This window comes from Vibrio nitrifigilis (assembly GCF_015686695.1).
Taxonomy (GTDB): Bacteria; Pseudomonadota; Gammaproteobacteria; order Enterobacterales; family Vibrionaceae; genus Vibrio; species Vibrio nitrifigilis.
In genome coordinates this window covers 372,238-393,358 of sequence record NZ_JADPMR010000004.1, presented here as the reverse complement: position 1 = coordinate 393,358, position 21,121 = coordinate 372,238, and the positions used below count along the sequence as shown (strand labels likewise).

General features: G+C 43.6%; 20 protein-coding genes and 1 pseudogene. 7 read left to right on the top strand and 14 right to left on the bottom strand.

The genetic code is table 11. The annotated features are described in order from the left end of the window. Positions 1–68: 68 nt before the first annotated feature. A complete protein-coding gene (locus I1A42_RS18025; protein WP_230389649.1) occupies positions 69–1,256 on the top strand; it encodes an arabinose transporter in 1,188 nt (395 codons plus the stop codon). A 77-nt stretch (positions 1,257–1,333) separates the two neighbouring features. Here the strand turns inward: I1A42_RS18025 and I1A42_RS18020 are convergent, their stop codons facing one another. The 4 genes from I1A42_RS18020 to I1A42_RS18005 all read right to left on the bottom strand — a co-directional run bounded on the left by I1A42_RS18020 (position 1,334) and on the right by I1A42_RS18005 (position 6,441). Beyond that, positions 1,334–1,585 (bottom strand): hypothetical protein, encoded by a 252-nt coding sequence (locus I1A42_RS18020; protein WP_161154345.1) that lies wholly within the window; start codon positions 1,583–1,585, stop codon positions 1,334–1,336. Between the two features lie 333 nt (positions 1,586–1,918). Then, positions 1,919–3,736: an ABC transporter ATP-binding protein gene (locus tag I1A42_RS18015; RefSeq protein WP_196124292.1), complete on the bottom strand. Its 1,818-nt coding sequence runs from the start codon at positions 3,734–3,736 to the stop codon at positions 1,919–1,921. A gap of 73 nt (positions 3,737–3,809) precedes the next feature. Further along, positions 3,810–5,246, bottom strand: a complete 1,437-nt coding sequence (locus I1A42_RS18010; RefSeq protein WP_196124291.1) for a M81 family metallopeptidase — start codon at positions 5,244–5,246, stop codon at positions 3,810–3,812. 52 nt (positions 5,247–5,298) lie between these two features. After that, positions 5,299–6,441 carry an ROK family protein gene (locus I1A42_RS18005; RefSeq protein WP_196124290.1) on the bottom strand — a complete coding sequence of 381 codons (1,143 nt, stop codon included), beginning with the start codon at positions 6,439–6,441 and terminating at the stop codon, positions 5,299–5,301. A 308-nt stretch (positions 6,442–6,749) separates the two neighbouring features. Here I1A42_RS18005 and I1A42_RS18000 point away from each other — a divergent pair, with 308 nt between their 5' ends. From I1A42_RS18000 to I1A42_RS17990, 3 genes are read left to right on the top strand one after another with little or no spacing between them, the layout of a single operon-like run. Then, a complete protein-coding gene (locus tag I1A42_RS18000; protein WP_196124289.1) occupies positions 6,750–8,297 on the top strand; it encodes an ABC transporter substrate-binding protein in 1,548 nt (515 codons plus the stop codon). A 15-nt stretch (positions 8,298–8,312) separates the two neighbouring features. After that, entirely contained in the window at positions 8,313–9,233 is a 921-nt protein-coding gene (locus I1A42_RS17995; RefSeq protein ID WP_161154350.1) for an ABC transporter permease, read from the top strand. Further along, positions 9,233–10,093, top strand: a complete 861-nt coding sequence (locus I1A42_RS17990; RefSeq protein ID WP_196124288.1) for an ABC transporter permease — start codon at positions 9,233–9,235, stop codon at positions 10,091–10,093. The genes I1A42_RS17995 and I1A42_RS17990 overlap by 1 nt, the downstream gene beginning before the upstream one ends. Before the next feature lie 77 nt (positions 10,094–10,170). Here the strand turns inward: I1A42_RS17990 and I1A42_RS17985 are convergent, their stop codons facing one another. Together I1A42_RS17985 and I1A42_RS17980 are read right to left on the bottom strand one after the other, a co-directional pair. Continuing rightward, positions 10,171–10,560, bottom strand: a complete 390-nt coding sequence (locus tag I1A42_RS17985; protein WP_196124287.1) for a ribosome recycling factor family protein — start codon at positions 10,558–10,560, stop codon at positions 10,171–10,173. Between the two features lie 118 nt (positions 10,561–10,678). Next, positions 10,679–11,704: a DMT family transporter gene (locus I1A42_RS17980; protein WP_161154353.1), complete on the bottom strand. Its 1,026-nt coding sequence runs from the start codon at positions 11,702–11,704 to the stop codon at positions 10,679–10,681. 466 nt (positions 11,705–12,170) lie between these two features. Between I1A42_RS17980 and I1A42_RS17975 the strand changes: the two genes are divergently transcribed. Beyond that, on the top strand, positions 12,171–12,461 hold the full coding sequence (locus I1A42_RS17975) for a co-chaperone GroES (RefSeq protein ID WP_161154354.1): 291 nt from the start codon (positions 12,171–12,173) through the stop codon (positions 12,459–12,461). A 37-nt stretch (positions 12,462–12,498) separates the two neighbouring features. Then, complete coding sequence (gene groL, locus I1A42_RS17970) at positions 12,499–14,097, top strand: chaperonin GroEL (RefSeq protein ID WP_196124286.1); 1,599 nt, start codon at positions 12,499–12,501, stop codon at positions 14,095–14,097. Positions 14,098–14,163: 66 nt separating this feature from the next. On the opposite strand, the gene I1A42_RS17965 is transcribed toward groL, so the two are convergent. Continuing rightward, the gene (locus tag I1A42_RS17965; RefSeq protein ID WP_196124285.1) at positions 14,164–15,048 is read right to left on the bottom strand and encodes a LysR family transcriptional regulator; all 885 of its coding nucleotides are present in this window, start codon (positions 15,046–15,048) and stop codon (positions 14,164–14,166) included. A 130-nt stretch (positions 15,049–15,178) separates the two neighbouring features. Between I1A42_RS17965 and I1A42_RS17960 the strand changes: the two genes are divergently transcribed. Then, complete coding sequence (locus I1A42_RS17960) at positions 15,179–16,339, top strand: MFS transporter (RefSeq protein WP_196124284.1); 1,161 nt, start codon at positions 15,179–15,181, stop codon at positions 16,337–16,339. 4 nt (positions 16,340–16,343) lie between these two features. Here the strand turns inward: I1A42_RS17960 and I1A42_RS17955 are convergent, their stop codons facing one another. The 7 genes and pseudogenes from I1A42_RS17955 to I1A42_RS17930 form a co-directional block, all read right to left on the bottom strand. Continuing rightward, complete coding sequence (locus I1A42_RS17955) at positions 16,344–16,925, bottom strand: GrpB family protein (protein ID WP_230389647.1); 582 nt, start codon at positions 16,923–16,925, stop codon at positions 16,344–16,346. A gap of 194 nt (positions 16,926–17,119) precedes the next feature. Continuing rightward, complete coding sequence (locus tag I1A42_RS17950) at positions 17,120–17,902, bottom strand: sulfite exporter TauE/SafE family protein (protein ID WP_196124282.1); 783 nt, start codon at positions 17,900–17,902, stop codon at positions 17,120–17,122. A 20-nt stretch (positions 17,903–17,922) separates the two neighbouring features. Further along, positions 17,923–18,030: pseudogene (locus I1A42_RS24800) on the bottom strand (NAD(P)-dependent oxidoreductase); the annotation flags it as partial. Positions 18,031–18,225: 195 nt separating this feature from the next. Beyond that, positions 18,226–18,651 carry a hypothetical protein gene (locus tag I1A42_RS17945; RefSeq protein ID WP_196124281.1) on the bottom strand — a complete coding sequence of 142 codons (426 nt, stop codon included), beginning with the start codon at positions 18,649–18,651 and terminating at the stop codon, positions 18,226–18,228. A gap of 451 nt (positions 18,652–19,102) precedes the next feature. Further along, the gene (locus I1A42_RS17940; RefSeq protein ID WP_196124280.1) at positions 19,103–19,507 is read right to left on the bottom strand and encodes a GFA family protein; all 405 of its coding nucleotides are present in this window, start codon (positions 19,505–19,507) and stop codon (positions 19,103–19,105) included. A 138-nt stretch (positions 19,508–19,645) separates the two neighbouring features. Continuing rightward, on the bottom strand, positions 19,646–20,107 hold the full coding sequence (locus tag I1A42_RS17935) for a GNAT family N-acetyltransferase (RefSeq protein ID WP_161154362.1): 462 nt from the start codon (positions 20,105–20,107) through the stop codon (positions 19,646–19,648). 498 nt (positions 20,108–20,605) lie between these two features. Then, positions 20,606–21,025 carry an Lrp/AsnC family transcriptional regulator gene (locus tag I1A42_RS17930; protein WP_196124279.1) on the bottom strand — a complete coding sequence of 140 codons (420 nt, stop codon included), beginning with the start codon at positions 21,023–21,025 and terminating at the stop codon, positions 20,606–20,608. Between the last annotated feature and the right edge of the window lie 96 nt (positions 21,026–21,121).

The following is a 21,121-nucleotide window of genomic DNA, read 5'->3' as shown; positions in this document are numbered from 1 at the left end:
GATTCATCATTTGGCTAATGAGGACTGGCACGATTAACAGCGATCACAACAATGAGGAGAAGGCCACCATGAACACGCTTTCAAAAGAAGACTCTCGTCTTTTACGTATTGTACTCGGCATGTATTTTTCCTATATGACAATAGGGCTCGCGCTGCCTGCAATCGCTCTATACGTTCAGCAACAGCTTGGACTTAGTAACCTTTTTGTCGGTTTGGCTATCGGTGCTCAATTTATTACTACCCTTTTAACCCGTAACTTTGCTGGTAAACGTGCCGACCAATCTGGAGCAAGACAAACCACTTGGTTGGGTATGGCCTGTTGTGCCGCCTCTGGGCTCCTCTATCTTGCCTCAACGCCCTTCACTTATCAGCCAGCCGTCGCTTTTGTGATTTTGATTCTTGGCCGGATCATACTCGGTTTTGGTGAAAGCATTATTTTAACCGGAAATCTTGCATGGGGCATTGGTTTGGTTGATGCAACGCATTCAGGAAAAGTGATGTCTTGGAATGGCATGGCAACCTATGGAGCTTTGGCTACGTCTGCGCCTATCGGCTTATGGGTGTATCAAACAGGCGGTTTCGGCGCAGTCGGTCTTGTGACGTTATTACTGCCAGTGATTGCCACCGTCTTTATTATTGGTGTGCCCGCTGTGCCAATTAAATCCGGTAAACGTGCCCCATTTACCACTGTGATTCGAAAAATCTGGCAGCCCGGGTTAGCGTTGGGTTTACAAGGCACAGGCTTTGCTGTGATCAGTAGCTTTGTGGTGCTGTATTTTCACCATCAAAACTGGGCGATGAGTGGTTTTGCGTTATCTGCGTTTGGGATTTCGTTTGTTCTAACTCGTATTGCCGTCGGATCGCTACCCGATAGAATTGGCGGAGTCGAGGTCGCTAAATATTGCTTTGTGGTTGAAGTGATTGGCTTAGCACTGTTAGGCGCTGCGCCTAATGCGATTTTAGGACTTATCGGCGCGGCATTAACTGGAGCCGGTTGTTCCATGATTTTCCCATCGTTAGGCATCATTGTGGTTGACCGCGTTGAACCGCAAAGTCGCGGCACAGCATTAGGTGCATACTCTGCATTTCAAGATATCGCCTACGGGGTTACGGGACCATTTACTGGCGTTATCGCTAACCATTATGGCTATCGAGACATCTTTTTTCTTTGCGTCATCTTCGCCGCCGTCGGTTTCGTAGTGGTATTAAAAATGCGCCAACAGCATGCTGCCCGAACTCACAGCCACTCCCACTAATTAGTAAAATTTAGCCATAAAAAAACGAGCAATATTGCTCGTTTTTTTCGCTTAACCATTAACTTATCACATCGACATTATTTGGTGATTTTTTCGATCTGCTCGTCGATGTTTTTGCCAAGCTGATCTTTCTGCTCATTAAATGACTTCATTGCAGCGTCAGTCTTTTTATCTACACTGCCTTTCACATCATTGGCAAATTCTGTGGTGTCTTTCTTAAGTTCATCCACAAACTTAGCGCCTTGGCTAAGTTTTTCATTCGCTTTATCTGCTGCTTTATTAAGATCTTCAGAAAGTGATTTTGCTTTATTTTTTAAACTACTAAACATGAGGTGTTATCTCTTTTTTTACGATATTTTTATTGGTTGGTTTTCCAACCTCTAGCCAGTTTTCAGAAGGCCAGAGTGAGAGAGAGTCGTCATGTATAAATTTTGAGCCTCATGACTCATCTCTTTCACCGATATCGCAAGCGAGCTGATGATAATCAAAGCGATTACAGTATTCGTTGCAAACCTTCTTCTAACGCGGTCGCAACCCTACCGAAAACCCACAAAGACCACCATGCCCACAATAATAAACCTTGATCTCGCTCCAGAAGTTAAACTATCTGCAACAAACACGCTGGGTTAATTACATTTAAATCAATAAGTTTTAGCCTATATTCATGATGCGGATGCCATTACCCAGTGGTCCTCTCCCACTTGCTGATAATGCCGTTTGGGCACAACATAATCCAAATCTCGAATAGGACTTTTCAGCTCCGATATCTCTTGCTCTCGTTTTAGGTGACGTCGTTTAGGGTCTGCCACTGGCACCGCTTGTAACAGCTTTTTGGTGTAGGGATGCTGCGGTGAATTAAACACCGCTTGTCTTGGTCCAATTTCAACAATTTCACCCAAATACATCACAGCAACACGATGACTAATTCGCTCGACCACCGCCATATCATGAGAAATAAACAAATACGCAAGATTGCGCTGCTGCTGCAAATCCATCAATAGATTCACAACTTGAGCTTTAACCGACACATCGAGCGCCGACACAGATTCATCGGCAATGATCAATTTCGGATCAAGCGTTAATGCGCGAGCAATGGAGATCCGCTGGCGCTGACCACCTGAAAACTCATGCGGATAACGGCGTAACATGTCAACGGATAGACCCACTTGCTCAATTAGATCAGCGGCTTTCTTTTTCGCTTCCGATTTGGTCACCAATCCATGTTCGAGAAGTGGTTCGATCAAGGTTTCTTCCACCGTCATTCGCGGATTTAAACTGGCAAATGGGTCTTGGAAGATAAACTGAATATCACGGCGCATTTTGCGTAAATCCGCTTTATTTAGCGAGCGAACATCGTAACCATTAAATTCAACGTAGCCACTGTCTGGCTCTACCAAACGCATTAATGAACGGCCCGTCGTCGACTTGCCACATCCCGACTCACCAACAAAAGAGAGCGTTTCGCCGGGATAAACACAAAAACTGATGTCTTCAACCGCATGTACCGCTGCGGTTTGGCGTGACCAAAAACCGCCATGAATGGGAAAACGCGTAGTTAAGTTTTTCACTTCAAGTAACGGCAACTGTCCCTCTAAAAGAGCTGGCTGCGGAGCGTAATGAATCGGTTCACCACTTTGCTCTTCTAATTGAGGAAACTTAATCGGTTCATGACTATCGGCCACTTCACCCAGTTTCGGGACCGCATTAAGCAACATGCGAGTGTAATATTGCTCAGGCTCAGCAAACAGCTTCTCGGTGGTGTTCTCTTCCACTTGGTGACCACGAAACATAACTAAAGTACGGTCAGCGACTTCCGCAACCACCCCCATATCATGAGTGATAAACAGCACCGCCATCCCCTCTTCTTGTTGCAGGGTTTTAATTAAATCCAAGATTTGCCCTTGGATGGTGACATCCAAAGCGGTCGTTGGCTCATCCGCAATCAGCAACTTAGGCTTTAGCGCTAGAGCCATCGCAATCATTACTCGTTGGCGCATACCGCCAGAAAACTGATGCGGATATTCATCAAACCGTTGCTGTGCATTAGGAATGCGGACTTTATTGAGTAATTCGATGGTTTGCTCACGCGCTTCTTTATGACTGCAATGTTGATGAACTTTTAATAATTCAGCGATTTGCTCCCCCACCGTAAAAGCAGGGTTAAGCGATGTCATCGGCTCTTGGAAAATCATTGCAATATCGTTTGCACGGATTTGCCGCATTGCTTTATCCGACAATGTCGTTAGCTCTTGGCCAGACAATTTTATACTGCCCGAGATGCGACTCTGCCGCGGATTCAACAAACGCATAATGGATAATGACGTCACGCTCTTACCTGAGCCGGACTCACCCACTATCGCGAGGGTTTCACCAGGATAGACACAAAAGTGAATATCTTCGATCACGGTTTTCCAACGATGTTTATCACGAAACTGAGTCGATAAATTTGTGACTTCAAGTACGGGTGCCTGCCCTGGCATACGATTCTCCAACAACATAATCTCTATCAAAAGCGGCCGCTACGCCGCTCTAATGGTATGAATTTATTTTTAACTAAGATGCATTTTGGCGGCTAGCAAACGCCTTCGGCGTATAATCAAACTCGCGATCAAATGGGAACGTCAGCACTTTTTTGCGTGGTCTGGGTAAACGCTCGACATACTGATCGACCACTCCCTGCGATAAGGCCATTAAATTAGGGCTTGCAAGTGGTGCTAGGTCTGGCGATAGATAACCTGACTTCACAACTAAAATACCCACTTCTTTTACATTAATGCCCAATAACTCAAAGTCACTCAAATTATGATATGGACGGCGACGCTCACACACTACGACATCGATGCCACCTGTGCTCAAAATTGCCTGTGGCGCAGTCTCAGCCGTAGCATCAATCAAGCGTTTCACAGTAAAGTTAGCTGTCGCAGAGCCCCCTTTCGGATCGAGACTTGCACCAATGGTTAAGGCTAGTTGAGCGCCCACACCTGCTTTAAACGCAGCTTGGGTTGCCGCTTTATCAGCGATACCTGCAACTACGACATTTTGCGCATCTTGCTGGATAAGTTCCGCTAATACATCGCCACGGTCACCGACACCGCCGCCGGTTGGGTTATCTCCAGAATCCGCTAAGACAACGGGATGAGTTTGTGACTCTTTTGCCCAGCGTACACACTCTTCAACCGTGCCGGTTTGGCACCCAAAAGCAAACGTGTCGCGCGCTTGCCAATAATCTAAAGCCAGTTTCTCAGCCTGCGCTTTAAGCACCGCCTCATCTGTGCCAGTTAACACCGCACAAGCAGTGCCTCGTGGCTCATCAGCCCAAACATACCCGACTAATAACGAAGCATCCCAAACACCATCAAGCTTATCGATGTCGGGTAACTGAGCATAGAGTTGCCCTGCGGGTTCATCTTCCGTACTGGTTTGTTCGCCAGCCAACACGACTGGGACTGGGCACCAGTACAGTTTGGGTTTTATGCCAGTCTGAATACTCTTAACCAACATATCCACAGAACGACGCTGGGTTTCTTCAATATCAATATGCGGTGCAGTGCGATAAGCCGAGTACATATTGATTTGATCGATGATTGTTTGCGACACGTTGCCGTGTAAGTCATAACTTGCGCTAATTAAGCAATCCGGCCCTACGACCTCGCGAGTCGCGCTAATCCAATCCGCTTCCGCATCTTCCATGCCTTCCACATACATAGCGCCATGCATTGCAAGATAAACACCATCGACAGGTAGCGCCTTTTTCAATCCCACCAAAAATCGACGCTTAAATTCGTCATAGGTTTCTTTAGCAACGGGACCACCAGGAATGGCACGCGCATGCAGCGTTGGAATAAACTCTGCCGGATAATCATTCAGAAAAGCAAAACTTGGGTGCTCAAGCAATGCCTCTCCTTCAGTCACTCGAAATTCATCCTGATAAGTAAGCACTGGGTTGTATGTGCTGCATTCAATATGAATGCCTCCAACAGCAATACGCATATCTCTTCCTTTTTGAGTCTATGTGATACCGAGCATCGCAATGCGCTCGGTATTACTGATATAAAAACTGGTAAATCGCCACGCTTGCAGCGGCATAAGGCCAACTTTGCGGTGTGATCACAAATGGTTTAATTTCAATTTTGTCTGCAATATTAGGCAATACATTGGCCATCATGCTCTGTTTAACAATGGTGGCAAATAGTCCGTCAAAATAGTGTTCCGGGTGGGCGAGTAACACTCGTTCTGGATCATTGATTTGGATAATGTTCGCCATCGCCAACCCCAAAGCATTACCCGCACGGTGCAAAATTCGCACGGCTGCGGAATGCCCTGTGGCAGCTAACGCTTCAAGTTCAGGAATTGTCACTGCCGACAGTTGCTCTTGCTGCGCTTGTTCGCGAATGGCAATGAGCGATGCGACCGTATCCAGACAACCGCGTTTACCACAGCGGCAAGGCAAATTGTTAGGCTCTACTGTCGTATGCGCTATCTCACCTGCCCCCCCATGAGCTCCTCGATAGAGCTGACCATTAATAAAATGTGCCGAGCCTATACCCTCACCCAGAGTAATTAAGGTGAAATCTTTCACATCACGGGCATGGGCGAAAAGGTGCTGAGCAATCGCCAAAGATTTCGCATCGTTTTCCATACAGACCGGAATCGAGAGATCATGCGTCTGGACCAGAGAACGCTCTAGCATGTCAGCTAAAGGCACATCCACCCAATCAAGAATGGTCGATTTTAAACAGCGGTCACGTGATTCAGTCACGACACCAGAAAGAGCAATACCAATACCTAATACCGATTCGCTACTTATTTCTCCCTGTTCAATCAACAGTGGAATTTGCTCGGTAATCAAGGCGACGAGTCGCTCAGGCTGCCGTTCAATCTCACATTGGCGATGAGCATGGACCTCACCGTTAAGATCGAGCAGTAACAACTCTAATTGTTCATTAAGTAGAGAAACACCAATAAAAAAGCTGTGCCCGCTCTGCAAAGCCAATAGTACCGATGGTCTCCCTTGGCCTGTTGCACTTGCGGCTTCTTCTTCGAGAAAACCCAGTTCTAGCAACTGGCGCACCGGGTGGCTAATGGCTGTTTTACTAATACCAAGTGCACGCGCTAAAGCAGTTCGGCTTAAAGGGCCTCCGCGATGAATGAGCGTAACAATGGATTGCTGTGATGAATCGAGCATTAGAGATCTTTTTTTAACCTGTTTGTCTTGACAATACTGAGTGAAAATGAATAAATCAACTAATTAGTTTATATAATTACAAAATAACCTATTTTTAGTTAACTTATATGATTATTTAACTAAAAACGCACCAAAAACGTGCTAATTAGCACCTAATTAGGGCAATAAAGTCACAATATAGGACTAATTATGCATGTTATTGCAATAAATTAACTTTAATGAAGAAGTTAATAGCGAATACACAAGCTCAAGGGCCATATAGGCAATAGGACACTAAGAGCATCAACGGAAAGACGTGAGGGAATCACATGCAACATACCAAGCGACACAATTGGCGCGGGCGAGTGCTTTCATTAAGCAAAATCGCTCTACTGTGCCTACCCCAAATGGCCTTAGCATCAACAGTGACTATCATGCAAAGCGAACCTCCGCGTAGCATGGATCCAGGCGATCAAACCGCCACCTATACTTTCAATATGCTCGACCCTATGTATGAAGGCTTGGTGCGCTTTAATAAAGAAAAGCAGATCATTCCAGCACTGGCGACCAGTTGGGAAAACGACAAAACCGGCAAAGTGTGGACATTTACGCTACGTAAAGATGTCACCTTCCATGATGGAACACCTTTTAACGCCAAAGCCGTGGTGTACAACATCCAGCGTCATTTAGATAAATCACGCGGCTTGGCTGCCAGTGGTCGTTTACGTAATGTGATTGCAAGCGTGAAAGCACAAGGCGATGACAAAGTTGTTATTACACTGAAAAAAACGTTCCCGACATTTCTTAACTTAATGACCTCTGGCGCGGCAATGATGGTTAGCCCTAAAGCTGACAAAGCCGGAACATTAAGTATGCAAGCTGACGGTACTGGCCCTTATGAATTTGTAAAATACAAAACTGGTGAATACGTTTTGGAAAAACGTAATCCGGATTATTGGGGTAAAACGACCGGCGCTGACGATCTGAAATGGACGTGGAGCGAAGAGATGTCGGTAATGAATATGGCGATTCAATCCGGTGAAGCGGATGTGATTAACCCAGTGCCACCGCAGTTTGCTCGTTTATTACAGAACAATCCTAACGTTTCATTAAATCGTTCACCGGGCTCGGCAGTATTCTGGGTCGCACTCGATACGAAAATGAAACCGCTCAACGACATTCGTGTTCGCCAAGCTCTAAACTTTGCGACGAATCGTGACACACTGGTTAAAGCCGTATCATTTGGCTACGCGAAACCGGCTAATTCACCGTTGGCCTCTATCGCGCCAGGATACGATACCAAACTGAATGACTATCCATACAATATTGAAAAAGCCAAAACGCTGCTTAAAGAAGCGGGGTATCCGAACGGATTTAGCATGTCGATTGCTGTGCAAGGCCCTGACGCTCGCACCGCACAAGTATTGCAAGCCATGTGGAAGAAGATTGGCGTGCAGCTTGATGTCAAACAGATGGAAAGCGGTGTGTGGACCAAAGCAGCGTTTGCTAATGCTGAAGAAAAAGCCAAATTGGGTGTGAGTTCAGTACTCGCTTCATGGTCATCAGGTCTAGTGGGTAACGATAACCAACTGCGCCCACTGTATGATTCGCGCAGCTTTGCACCGAGCGGCGCTAACCTCGGTTTCTACAAAAACAGTGAAGTGGATAAGCTGATTGATCAAGCGTCTTCATCACTTGATGAGAACAAGCGTGCTGCACTGTACGTCAAATTGCAGAAACTGATCAGTCACGATGCACCACAAGTATTGCTTTATTATCAAGATGATCTTTATGCATCAGGTAAAAATATCAAAGGTGTAGAGATGATCCCTGGTGGTAATCTGGTAGTACGCAATGCCACAACCAGCGCGCAATAATGGTTAAGCGGTAACATGAAGTCATACATCATTAAAAAACTGTTCGCCTTTCCTTTTATTTTGATTGGCGTCTCTTTAGTGGTCTTCATTGCCATACGCTCATTACCGGGCGATCCCGCCCGGTTAATGGCAGGCAACCAAGCCACGCCAGAAGCTGTACAAGATATGCGAGTGCGTTTAGGACTCGAACAGCCCCTTCCCGTTCAATATATTAAATTTGTCGAAGGTGCCGTCCAGGGCGATTTCGGGCACTCGTTAAAATCTAAGCAGCCAGTGCTGTCTGAAATTTCAGAGCGCCTACCCTACACTCTCATTCTTGCATTGCTCGCCTACATAGTCGCCATTGTTGTTGGGGTACCGGCAGGCATGCTCGGTGCGGTGTATCAACACCGGGCGATTGACCAAATAGTGATGATATTAGCCATCACTGGCGCTTCAGTCGCAAACTTCTGGCTCGCACTACTTGCCATGAACTATTTTTCTGTTGAGCTGCATTGGTTGCCTTTGTTGGGCGCAACCAGTTGGAAGAGCTACATTCTCCCTACCTTAACGCTCGCAATATTTCCAATGGCAGTCGTCGCCCGTATGACACGTTCTGGCGTTATCGATGTGCTATCTGCCGATTATATTCGCACGGCGAAAGCCAAAGGCTTATCCCCTGTTCGTATCTATTGGCTGCACGCGTTTCGTAATGCTTTAGTGCCTATTGTTACTATTATCGCACTCAATTTTGGTAGCTTAATTGGTGGTGCCGTTGTGACCGAATCTCTATTTAACTGGCCAGGTATTGGCCGTTTATTGGTTGATTCTGTGCGTTATCGTGATTACCCAGTGATTGAAGGGGTAACCTTAGTGGCGGTAAGCGGCGTGGTATTGATGAACTTGCTTGGTGAAGTAGTCATCGGTTTCTTAAATCCAAAGATCAGGTTTAACTAATGGAATTGACAGAAAAACGCGCAGGATCAGAACGACTGCAGATACTTTGGTACCATCTTTCAACTCACTCTAGCTTGGTACTCGGCGGCATTTTAGTGGCTATTTTGGCCCTAGCCGCATTATTTGCCCCGTGGCTCACTCGCTATGATCCTGCTGCGCAAGATTTATTAAGCACCTTACAACCGCCTTCATTGACTCACTGGTTTGGTACTGATGATTATGGCCGAGATATTTTCACGCGGGTGATTTACGGCGCACGTATCACCATTTTAGAAGTGCTGCTAAGCGTTGGCTTATCCATGCTCATTGGTGTTCCACTTGGGGTGTTAGCTGGGTTAGGTCACCGCCGCCTTGATCAGGTGATCATGTGGGTGATGGATATTATTTTTGCTTTCCCAGGGATTGTATTAGCCATATTGATCGTCAGTGTGTTGGGAGAGGGATTAGTGAATATGCTGATTGCCATCTCCATTTTCTCTATTCCGGTGTACGCTCGTTTGAGCCGTAACTTAACCCTCAATATTAAAACTCAAGAATACGTTGAAGCCGCTCATTCCCTAGGGGTGCGTCATTCTAGAATCATTACTCGTTACGTTATTCGTAATGCGATTGGTCCTTTGATCGTGCAATCAACGCTCACCGCAGGTAGCGTCGTCCTTTCCGCGGCAAGCCTCTCTTTCTTAGGATTGGGGGTACAGCCACCCAGCCCGGAATGGGGCACAATGATGAGTGATGGCCGCAACTTCCTCGGCTTAGATATTTATCTTTCGCTGTTTCCTGGTTTAGCCATTTTAGTCACCGTACTGGGCTTTAATATTCTTGGTGACGGTCTTAGCGATTTGCTTGATAGCCGTTCTTAACCGCTTACAACATCAGCAGGAGGGAATGATGTTTCCTCCTGCTATGCACATCACCTTCCCATATCAATCATCTCTGATCACTCTTCCACTGCAAAGCGAGCTTGTCTTGCCTGCTGCATCGTACATTGGGTTTGAGCCATCAGTTCAGACAGCGTCAGATTCGGCTGCTCTCTTAACAGGCGCTGCAGTTTATCTGCCAACGGTTCAAGCAGGGTTTGATTCTGAGCGAGTACAGGCGCAATTTTGTTAATCACAAACTTCAAAGTGTCTGGCGATTGTTGCTGGCATTGACGATAAAATTGCTCAATATGTAACGCCTCGCCTTGCAGCTGCCAATTGCGTGAACGTCGCACACGTTTCAATTCACACTGATGTTGGGTAGCGACCATTTTGAGCGCTTTAGTTTGCATGCCACCAATACGGTGAATCAAAGAAGGTAAAGGTATAGTAAGCGTGGTTTCGGTCATGATCGTGCGGCAGTCAGTTGAACGCTCTCACCGTAGCATAAATGCAGTTTGGATAACACAATAGAGACTAAAAAGCCCTCAATCACGAGGGCTTAACTCTAGTTTTCTCTCATTCATCCTATTGGTAAGAATGCTGATGACGCTGCCCGTGATGATGGCGCAGATAACGTTGAAAACGTAAGTGCCGCATGTAAGCACGAGTATTGCGAATAATCCGACGATCGATACCCGCCGCCGCAAAAGTCAGTGCCGATCCTGCGATGATAAACATAATCCCAATGACAGTATTTTCATGGATCACTTCTCCTAATACAGCCATAGCCAAAATTGGTGCTAACGCCGGTTTGATATAAAAAATCACCGACGCGGTAGCAGCACTGGTTTCTTCCATTGCCATAAAATAGAACGCGTAACCAAAACCTGTCACGAAAATGCCTAAATAAATAAGCGCAGGTAACGTATGCACACTGATACCTTGTACAAATGGGATGTTTGCAAAATTAGCCAACCCCATATGAGTGAAGGTGGTGGCAACAGCCGGAATATGGGTGAATGCCATGAACACGACCATCTCGATACATCCAGCGATAAAGCTAAAGAACGTTAACGAGATCCCCGTGAAACCATATTTTCGATTGCCCATTTGCCCCACAATGCCATACAAGGCAAAGGTAACAGCGGCCAATAATGAGAGTGTGACCCCCACTACGTTTGGCAAGTGTTGAGGATTGACGATAAATAGCATCCCTACAACGCTTAAGGCCAAAGACCCAACGCTTACCCAAGTCATACGCTGTTTAAGGAACACGTGTGCCAATGGAATAACGAAAATCGCGTTACAGCTAAACAAGATAGCAACAATCGATGCATGCGCGTACATAATTGCCAACTGAAAGAAAGTCATACTAACGACCACACACAAGAAACCAGTCAGCAAAAAGAATGGCCAATGCTGCTTAGTTACATGTAAGTTTTTTTCTTTCAGACTTCTTATTGCCATCGGCCATAAAACCACAGTGCCTATGACAAAGCGCAGGAAGTTCAATTCCAACGGATTGAAGTCTGTCGCCACTATTTTTAATGCCACCTCCATAGAACTAAAGAACAGTGTAGCGAACAGAATATAAAAATAACCTTTGTTCATTATTAAACCTTTAACGCCCCCTTTAACTGGTTAAAAGAACAATATTGATAACAATAATTCAGCTATCTATCGGGGTGACAGCTACGCTTATTTAGCCACTTAAGGATAACGCTGCGAGCCCGGTTTCTCTAGGAAAACTTGAAGAAGATCACATAAACATTGATCTACTACATGTTGCAAAAAAACAACATAACGGCGTGCTATAAGAGGGCGATTCTTTGCTACCTTTGGCAATAAAACAGCCTAAATTGATTCATAATATTTATCGTTACAATAGATATTTTTTATCGAAAAATCCCCTTGAAGTTCAGCTTTGAGCACTTATATAGATCATGCAAGCGCAGGTAAGCGCATATTCAACTCGGGCTATTAGCGATGACTCGCCACAGAGTGTGGCCTCAAACTAATCGTTGAGCCGAACATGTGATGTCTTTTATCTAGAGTGTTATTTAGGAGGCAACTTCAAATGAAAATTCGTCCTTTAAACGACAAGGTGATTGTTGAACGACAAGAAGTCGAAAACAAATCCGAAGGGGGAATTGTTCTGACATCCAAATCAGTCAAAAAATCCAACATTGGTAAAGTCCTTGCTGTCGGCAAAGGCCGTGTATTAAACAATGGCGATCGTGTCCCAATGGAAATTAAAGCCGGAGACACTGTTTTGTTTAATGATGGTTATGGCGTCAAAGAAGAAAAAATCGACGGTAAAGAATACGTCATTTTAGCTGAATCCGATGTGCTCGCTATCGCTGAGTAATTGAATCTGAATTTGTGATGTTTTATAGGAGATAATCATGGCAGCAAAAGAAGTATTATTCGCTAATGATGCACGTCAAAAAATGCTAGCAGGTGTCAATACATTAGCCGATGCAGTCAAAGTAACTTTAGGCCCTAAAGGACGTAACGTTGTTTTAGACAAATCCTTTGGTGCACCCACCATTACCAAAGATGGTGTGTCCGTTGCAAAAGAAATCGAACTGCAAGATAAGTTCGAAAATATGGGCGCGCAGATGGTAAAACAAGTCGCCTCCAAAGCTAACGATGAAGCTGGCGATGGCACCACTACTGCGACGGTTTTAGCTCAGTCACTAATCAATGAAGGACTAAAATCGGTGGCCTCTGGCTTAAACCCAATGGATTTAAAACGCGGTATCGATAAAGCCGTTGGTGAAGCGTTCAAAGAGTTAAAAACACTAGCCAAACCTTGTGATGACAAGCAATCTATCACTCAAGTAGCCACCATTTCTGCCAACAGTGATAAGGCGATTGGTGAAATCATTGCTGAAGCGATGGAAAAAGTCGGCCGCGACGGTTTGATTACCGTAGAAGAAGGCCAAGGCTTAGAAAATGAATTGTCGGTTGTTGAAGGTATGCAGTTCGACCGCGGTTATTTATCACCCTACTTCATTAACAACGCAGATGCAGGCACTGTCGAACTCGACAATCCATACATTTTGCTGGTCGACAAGAAAATCAGCAACATTCGTGAACTATTGCCTGTACTTGAATCCGTTGCCAAAGCTTCTCGCCCACTGTTGATTGTGGCAGAAGATGTTGAAGGTGAAGCGCTGGCTACCCTAGTTGTGAATAACATGCGCGGCATTGTGAAAGCAGCAGCCGTCAAAGCCCCTGGCTTCGGTGATAACCGCAAAGCCATGGTGCAAGATATCGCAGCATTGACTGGCGCAACCGTGATTGCCGAAGAAGTTGGCCTAGATTTAGAGCACACAACTCTAGAGCACTTAGGTAGCGCGAAAAAAGTGACTATCAGTAAAGACGCCACCTTAATCGTCGATGGTGTCGCCGATAAATCCGCGATTGCTGACCGCGTGGCAACCATTCGTAATCAGCTTGAAAACAGCACATCAAATTACGATAAAGAAAAACTGCAACAACGCATCGCCAAACTATCCGGTGGCGTGGCAGTAATTAAGATTGGTGCGGCGACTGAAGTCGAAATGAAAGAGAAAAAAGACCGTGTTGACGATGCGCTGAACGCAACTCGCGCAGCGGTTGAAGAAGGTATTATCCCTGGCGGTGGTGTGGCACTGGCGAAAATCGCTAAAGGCCTAACTCACTTAACAGGTGATAATCAAGAACAAAACGTGGGTATTCGCGTGGCACTGCGTGCAATGGAAGAACCTTTACGTCAAATTGCTATCAACGCAGGGGATGAAGGTTCTGTGGTCGCCAACAAGGTGGCAGAAGGCGGCGCTAACTTCGGTTATAACGCCGCAACGGGTGAATACGGAGATATGCTTGAACAAGGCATTATCGACCCAGCAAAAGTGACACGTTCTGCACTGCAATTCGCAGCCTCTGTCGCGGGCTTGATGATCACCACCGAAGCCATGGTGACTGACCACGTCGACCAAGAAAAAACCACAGCTTAACCACTCATTAAAGGCCACTCCGGTGGCCTTTTTCTTACTCTAAAAATGCTAAGTGCAACCAAACCTTTAGCACTGATTTAATATTAACTCGTTGAAATGATGCAAAACTGGGTCTTGATCGCTATGACGTGTAAACGCGTAGATAGGCATGTTATTTTCTATCCCTTCGAGATCGAGAAAAACAAGGTTTGGCGGAGCCGTTCTTTCTAATGCACTAGAAACAATCGCCACCCCCAAATTAGATTCCACGACACTAAAGAGCGCGGCTGTACTTTTCACTTGTATCGAATGCCGAGGAATAAAAGGCAACGCGAATCCAGTGACCATCATGCCGAGAACATCCTCATCAGCCGACAATCCTACAAAAGTTTCCTGTTGCAAGCTCTCCACATCAACCCTATTGTGCTTAGCAAGGGAATGCTCATCAGAGCACGCTAACTTAAAGCCGAATTGACTAAGATAAATACCATTAACTTTATCCTGAACCCCAGCAAACACCTGACTAGGCCCTATCACGATATCGACTTCTCGAGTCAGTAAGGATTTTTGCTGTGTTGCAGGGTGAACCTCTTTTAGCTCAACTTGAATATGCGGATATAGCGTTTTAAATCTCTTGATAAGATTAGGCAGAATTTCACTAGTCAAAGCGCTCGCAGAAACGCCGATCTTAAGTTGACCAATCTCTCCCTGACTCGCTAACCCAACTCGCGTTGCCAAGCGTTCTGTACGCGCCACAATATCAATGGCTTCTTTGTAGAACAGTTCGCCAATCGGCGTTAAAGAGACTTGATGTCGATTGCGAATTAATAGGTTAGCGCCTAACGTTTCTTCCAACTTTTTAATTTGCATACTCAACGCTGGCTGCACAATATGTAGCCGTTTAGCTGCGCGTCCAAAATGCAGCTCTTCGGCGATAGCGATAAAATATCGCATTGGTTTAATTTCTAACATGGTTATCATCTTTACTGATTACCAGTATCAATTCAATCTATTTCCTTTACTAACAACATCTGGCTATAACTGGTGCGACACCAATCGAGTATCAATGATGCACAGTTCAACACAACGGATGTAATACAATATGACAAAATTAGGGAATTTAGGTGCGTTTGCTCTTATGGCGGTCGCCTGTCTTACCATCATGGTAGGGTGCGTTATTGTGCCTGGTTTGCCTGATATTGCTAACCAGCTTCACCTATCCCCTCAGCAAAGTAGCTGGTTAGTCACCCTTCCCTCTTTAGGCGTGGTGATTTTTGGCGCACCAGTAGGGCGAGTAATGAAACGGCTTGGAGCCTATTCATTACTGATTATTGGCTTGGTGCTGTATGGCGCTTTAGGCATCATCGGTATGTGGATTGAGAATACGGTTGTTTTATTTGCAGATAGGTTGGTGTTAGGTGGAGCAACCGCAATGGTAATGGCATCGGGAACAGCCCTCATTTCTGATTTTTATCAGGGTTCACAACGGCTTAAAATGATTGCTCTGCAAGGCATGTCGATTGAATTAGGCGGTGTGATATTTCTCGCCATCGGTGGCATTTTGGCCAAAATGAACTGGTCTTTCCCTTTTTACCTTTACCTAATGGCATGGGTATTTTTAATTTTGGTCGTCAGCTTTGTGCCCAAACCACGCCTATTCCACCATGGCATGACTAACTCCTCAATAAAACCGGAAGAAACCACAGGTAAAGAGCAAGTTCGTATTGTCTATTTTGCTGCCTGTTTATCCATGATTCTGTTTTTTACCGCCGTTATTATGATGCCTCGTTTTCTCAGTACGCTGGGGTTGAATGAATCGCAAACGGGTTACTTTATGGCGTTTATCTCACTGATTGCGGTAGGTGCCGCATCACAAATGCCCAAAGTACAACATAAACTGGGCAGTATAAGCACATTAAGCCTCGCATTTATCGCTTATGCCCTATCCCATGCTCTGTATTCAAGTGGCAGTTTACCAATCATGATCGTAGGTGCCATCGTCATGGGAATAGGCTTTGGACTATCGGTTCCTTTAGTTAACCATATGATCGTTGAACGCAGTTACGCCTCGCACCGCAACCAGAACTTAGCAATGCTTTCAGTGGCGATCTTTCTAGGCCAATTCCTTTCCTCATTTATGAGTTATATCCCAGGCAACGGCCGAGACACCTTTATGGTTGCGGGAATTGCAGCCCTAATCATTGCATTGCTATTTCTGACACAAAGAAAATCGGATCATGTTGAGCAGCCAAAGATAAGCTAAGAAACTAGTCTGAATATTGATGGTTCTTTGAGGCAGATTTCCACCGCAGTGCCTTTGCTTCATGTTCTTTTATAAAACTGTTTTTGTAATCAATATAAACATCGATGTCATTGTTACACATGAGCGCACCCGCCTTTTTGATTTCCCCGTACTTAAACGCTACATCAGGAAATGCTCTGAGATAGTCACGAAATGCGATATGCCTTTTCACTTCCGGCGAGCCCGCTAGGAATGCATGAACCTGATGCGTTCTTTGTATTCCACCTTTTTGGAAATAACGACGCCCTTTAATACCAAATTCACCCTTTGCTAAATAGCCCAAAGAAGCCATCTTGGCTGATTCAGAATCTAAAGTATCAAGGCTGTTCACTTCCAAAAGAATGTCGATGATTGGCTTAGCGCATAGCCCTTCAACCGATGTGCTGCCGATATGGTGTATCGCATAAATATTAGCGGCAGTTAAAACAGAACTAATGCGCTCTTTTTCTGTGGCAAACTCAAACCGCCATTCAGGCTGATAATCAATGACTTCAATAATTCTCTTACTCATAACTTCTGATTTACCTAACAGATCCTTTTTAACCAACGTTGCCTTTATAATATGTTAAGAATACACAAACACTATCAACAAAGTTGCATTAACAACATCATGCATAAAGTCACAAGGAGTAATCCTTAGGCTAGGACCGCCCCAACTCTATAGGATTTGTGGCAGTGACGTGCTAGAACTCTCATCCGCATTGAATGAGAGTTCTATCGTATAAATTTTGTGGCTGACGCTTAGAACAGAAATTTATACCCCAGTGAAATCATCAGTAGACTGAGTGAAACTGAAATGGTTCGTTGAATCAGTTTAGCGCCATACTTCATTGCTGATGAGCTACCAACATGGTTACCAAGTAAATTCATTGCTACTAAAGGTATCGCCAACATATATAAGACGTTACCTGCAATCATGAAGGCGAATAATGCGCCTATGTTAGACGAAAAATTAAATAATTTTGAAGTCGCGGATGCTGAAACTAAATCGAACCTCAGTAAGTAGTGTAACGCTAGAATTAAAAAGCTACCTGTACCAGGCCCGAAGAATCCATCATAGAAACCAATTACGAACACAGCGGCTGGTACGCCGAATAAAAGGACCTGTTTATTAATTGGCGTAGAATTATCTTCATTGCGTTTCTTTTTCGGAATGAAAGATAAGATTATTCCGAAAGGAAGCATAAAGAGAATAATTTTGCCGATAGTATCGGGATCAAAGTAGAGAATTGATTGTGCTCCCGCATATGCACCGACAAGACCTGCAGGAATGCCGGTTGCAACTGCAGTCCAAATTACCTTTTTATTTCGCATGAAATTGCGTATTGCTGCGATAGTACCTAATGTACTAACAATTTTTTCTTGTCCAAGAGCTAACTGAGGAGGCAATCCAGCAAGGATAAAAGATGGAACTAAAATTAAACCTCCCCCACCAGCTACTGAGTCAATAAAACCGGCCGCAAAGGCCGATACCATTAATGCTATTAATATTAAAAATGTAATGTCATTACCGAAGAGTTCCATAAGGTAGTTTCCTATCGAAGTTATAAACTGTAGATTTTGAAAAGCACAGAGGTATCCATACGGCCTAAACCTCGTTGCCGCAGGATTTGATATTCATTGTCGACTTTCTTAGTTAATGGAAGCTTAATCTTTGCCGATGTGTTCTCTGGTTTTAATTATCAATAAATCATCAGGTTGATATATCACGAGTTATTTTAATGATTCATGTGATAAAAATTTAGGGCAGCCACGTCTCACAGTCACTGGTTCACATGCTAATGGTAAATCCGGATTATTCACATGATGACCAAAGGTAAAAATGGATCCATGAAATGACTTTTCATTTAGAACATTGAGTGCTGGTACCACATTCCTAAATAAGAACCCTTTATTTTCATTTTGGTATGACACAAGTTCAATCCAGAAAATTGACATATACCAATATAAGTAAAAATAGCTAGGGGAGGTTTTGATGGTGGAACATAACCGTTGTATGGCGTCGCACATAAATGACTATCAACAGGTAAACCGCGGATAATCAGGGCACATTGCTCATCATCTGATTTAAAACCCTGAATAGAATGGATTACTTCATCATTAAGGCTGTGCTTGACTACATTTCCAAGCCATTCTCTTACGTTAAGCCACTCACTGTCCTCTCTAAATCGTAAGTGACTGAATGAACTAACTAATTTATTTGTAGCTTCATATGATACATGTACTTCTTGAACACTTTGCTTTTTAAGTGCCTCTACCATTTCTTTTAACATTTTTTAAGCCTGATTTGATGTTGTTATAGTTTGCATTGAATTGATTCAATATTATTTTTTGTAGATTATTACCACAATTGAGTTATGTCAATATTGATTTGATATATTTAAATAATAAAAATTACTAAAAAAACATATGTTATATGCTATTGAGAATGAAGATTGCTCTAGTGACCCTTTGTGAGTAATAGTAAATTCTTCCGAATAGCAAAATTCGTCGACAAGAAAATCAAAGCAGGTGAATGTTCACCGAGTTCAAAGAGCTTAACCACTCATCGGTTACTCGCTGAAAAACTTGGAACGACGCCTATAACTGTTTCAAGAGCTTATAAGTCACTAAATGACAAAGGGGAAAATTATTTATTGGTCGAGGTACGTTTGTCTAAACAAGCTAGAACTAGCTTCTGCCATATTAGGAAAAGTATTGGACGTTTGTTATGTGACTATACTGTTACTCTCGACCTTCCTTATATTGGGGAAGATCATCGGTTATTTCATACCAATTACTTTTGTAATCCGTAAAAATATGGGCATCGGCTTTTACTGGAATATTTTCATCGAATAACGACAGCGAAAGCTCGATTTCTGACAAAGGATTACCTTTACTACGAAAACCAATACTAGACCCGCAGTTTGCACAAAATGTTCTCATTGTGCCGTTTGGAGCAACATAATCTTTGAGTAGTTCTTGACCTGATAGCCAAGTTAGATTTTTAACTTTAGATAATGTGCCAAATGCAGCCCCATGAAATTTACGGCACATTGAACAATGGCAATTTGCTATATGATCTTTGAAACCAGAAGTTTCAAAAGTAACCTGACCACATAAACAACTCCCTTTATAAATTACTGTCATAGTGAGATCCTTCTATAGTTACATAACGCCTTGATAAGCGGCTGGGTAACGCAATACCCAGCTTATCGTAATGTTCTACAATCACTAAACGTTTTAGATTAAAAATGACACGTATTAGCAGTCTGCTTGAGCAATCTGTTATCCCTTTTTTAACCGTACCATTATTGTTATGCCAAGCTCTGCTTTATGAAGCTCTTTAAAACCAAACTGAGCGTATAATGACACATTCTTTTCTTCCGTTTGGAGATACAATTCAGAAATACCCAAACTGTCAGCATGAGACAACGCTTTTACTATTATTGCCTTTGCTACTCCCTGCTTACGAAAATCTGATTTAACGTATACTCCTCCCAACCAATGCTCATATTCCGGATACTTTTTGTGCTCTCTGAATTTTAGCTCCACTACACCAGCTAAAACTCCATTTTGTAACCCAATATAAGAAAGTGGCAGTTTGTCTCTATTCTCTGACCTCGCTTTTACATCAACTATTACTTTTTCGAGAGTTCCGGTAGGAGATTTAGAAGCCCATTCGGTAAAGTACCATTGAGCAATTTCTGGTACACAGTGCGGATGTTCCGCTAATAAAGAAATTTCCATTTTTCTCCCTAAACGACTAACAGTGTCTTTTCAGCAGACATTGTCTTTATAATATTTTCAGAAAATACATACGCCATAGCTGCAACATACTGTTCTATGTGTCTTATTTTTCCTAGCGCTCACAAATTACAGAACATGTCTGTCTAGTTAAAAATGCTCAACTAGAAGCATAATCTATCATTAAGAAAAGTCGGTCAATAACTGACTTAATAGAGTGATCACGAATTGTTTACTAGATGATTTTAGAGCAGTTTTTTTACCTAACAGTTCCGTAAATTGGGGTTGGGACAAATGCTACTTAGAATAAAGCCGTCAACATCGATCTGCAGATAACTTTTTGTATTCCCAATAACGAAATGGCACCAATAATATTGAAAGGTACTGGATAACTCCTTTCATCACCCAAACAATCTATGCGGTAATTGAATATCGATACTAAATTAACTCATACCAATCGGTTTTCTGGTGATTTAGGTAACCTTTTATGGCAGCGGTGCGTTACCTACGAATACGCTCTTCTAAGACTGTATGCGTGATAATTCTCGTCAAATTTGGTAATTGTTCAAGACGGTTTCTAAGGTTGTTTAATTCGGTTATCCCCTCAGCTTCGGCAAAAATAATCATATCCACTTCCCCCGAAGTACTGTGGCAACTTTTGATTTCTTTGTATGGCCGAATAATAACCTCAACTTCATCACAACAACTCTGACTAAAGGACAATTGAAAATAAGCAGCAATCTTGTTTTCTTGTGCCTTTAGATCAGCTCGATAGCCCAGAATAAGTTTCTGTTCCTCCATTTTACGAATACGCTCCGACACAGCACTGCGCGATAAACCCACTTTTCGTGCTATTTCTGCGTTAGTTTGGCGTGCATCATTAGTTAGGCAAGCTAATATATTCTGATCAAACTTGTCCATAAACCCTTTCAAAATCAGTAGTTCAAAGTCATTAGAGATATGCAATATAGCATATCTATCAGCATCACCGACGATTCACCTGCATAAACAACAGAT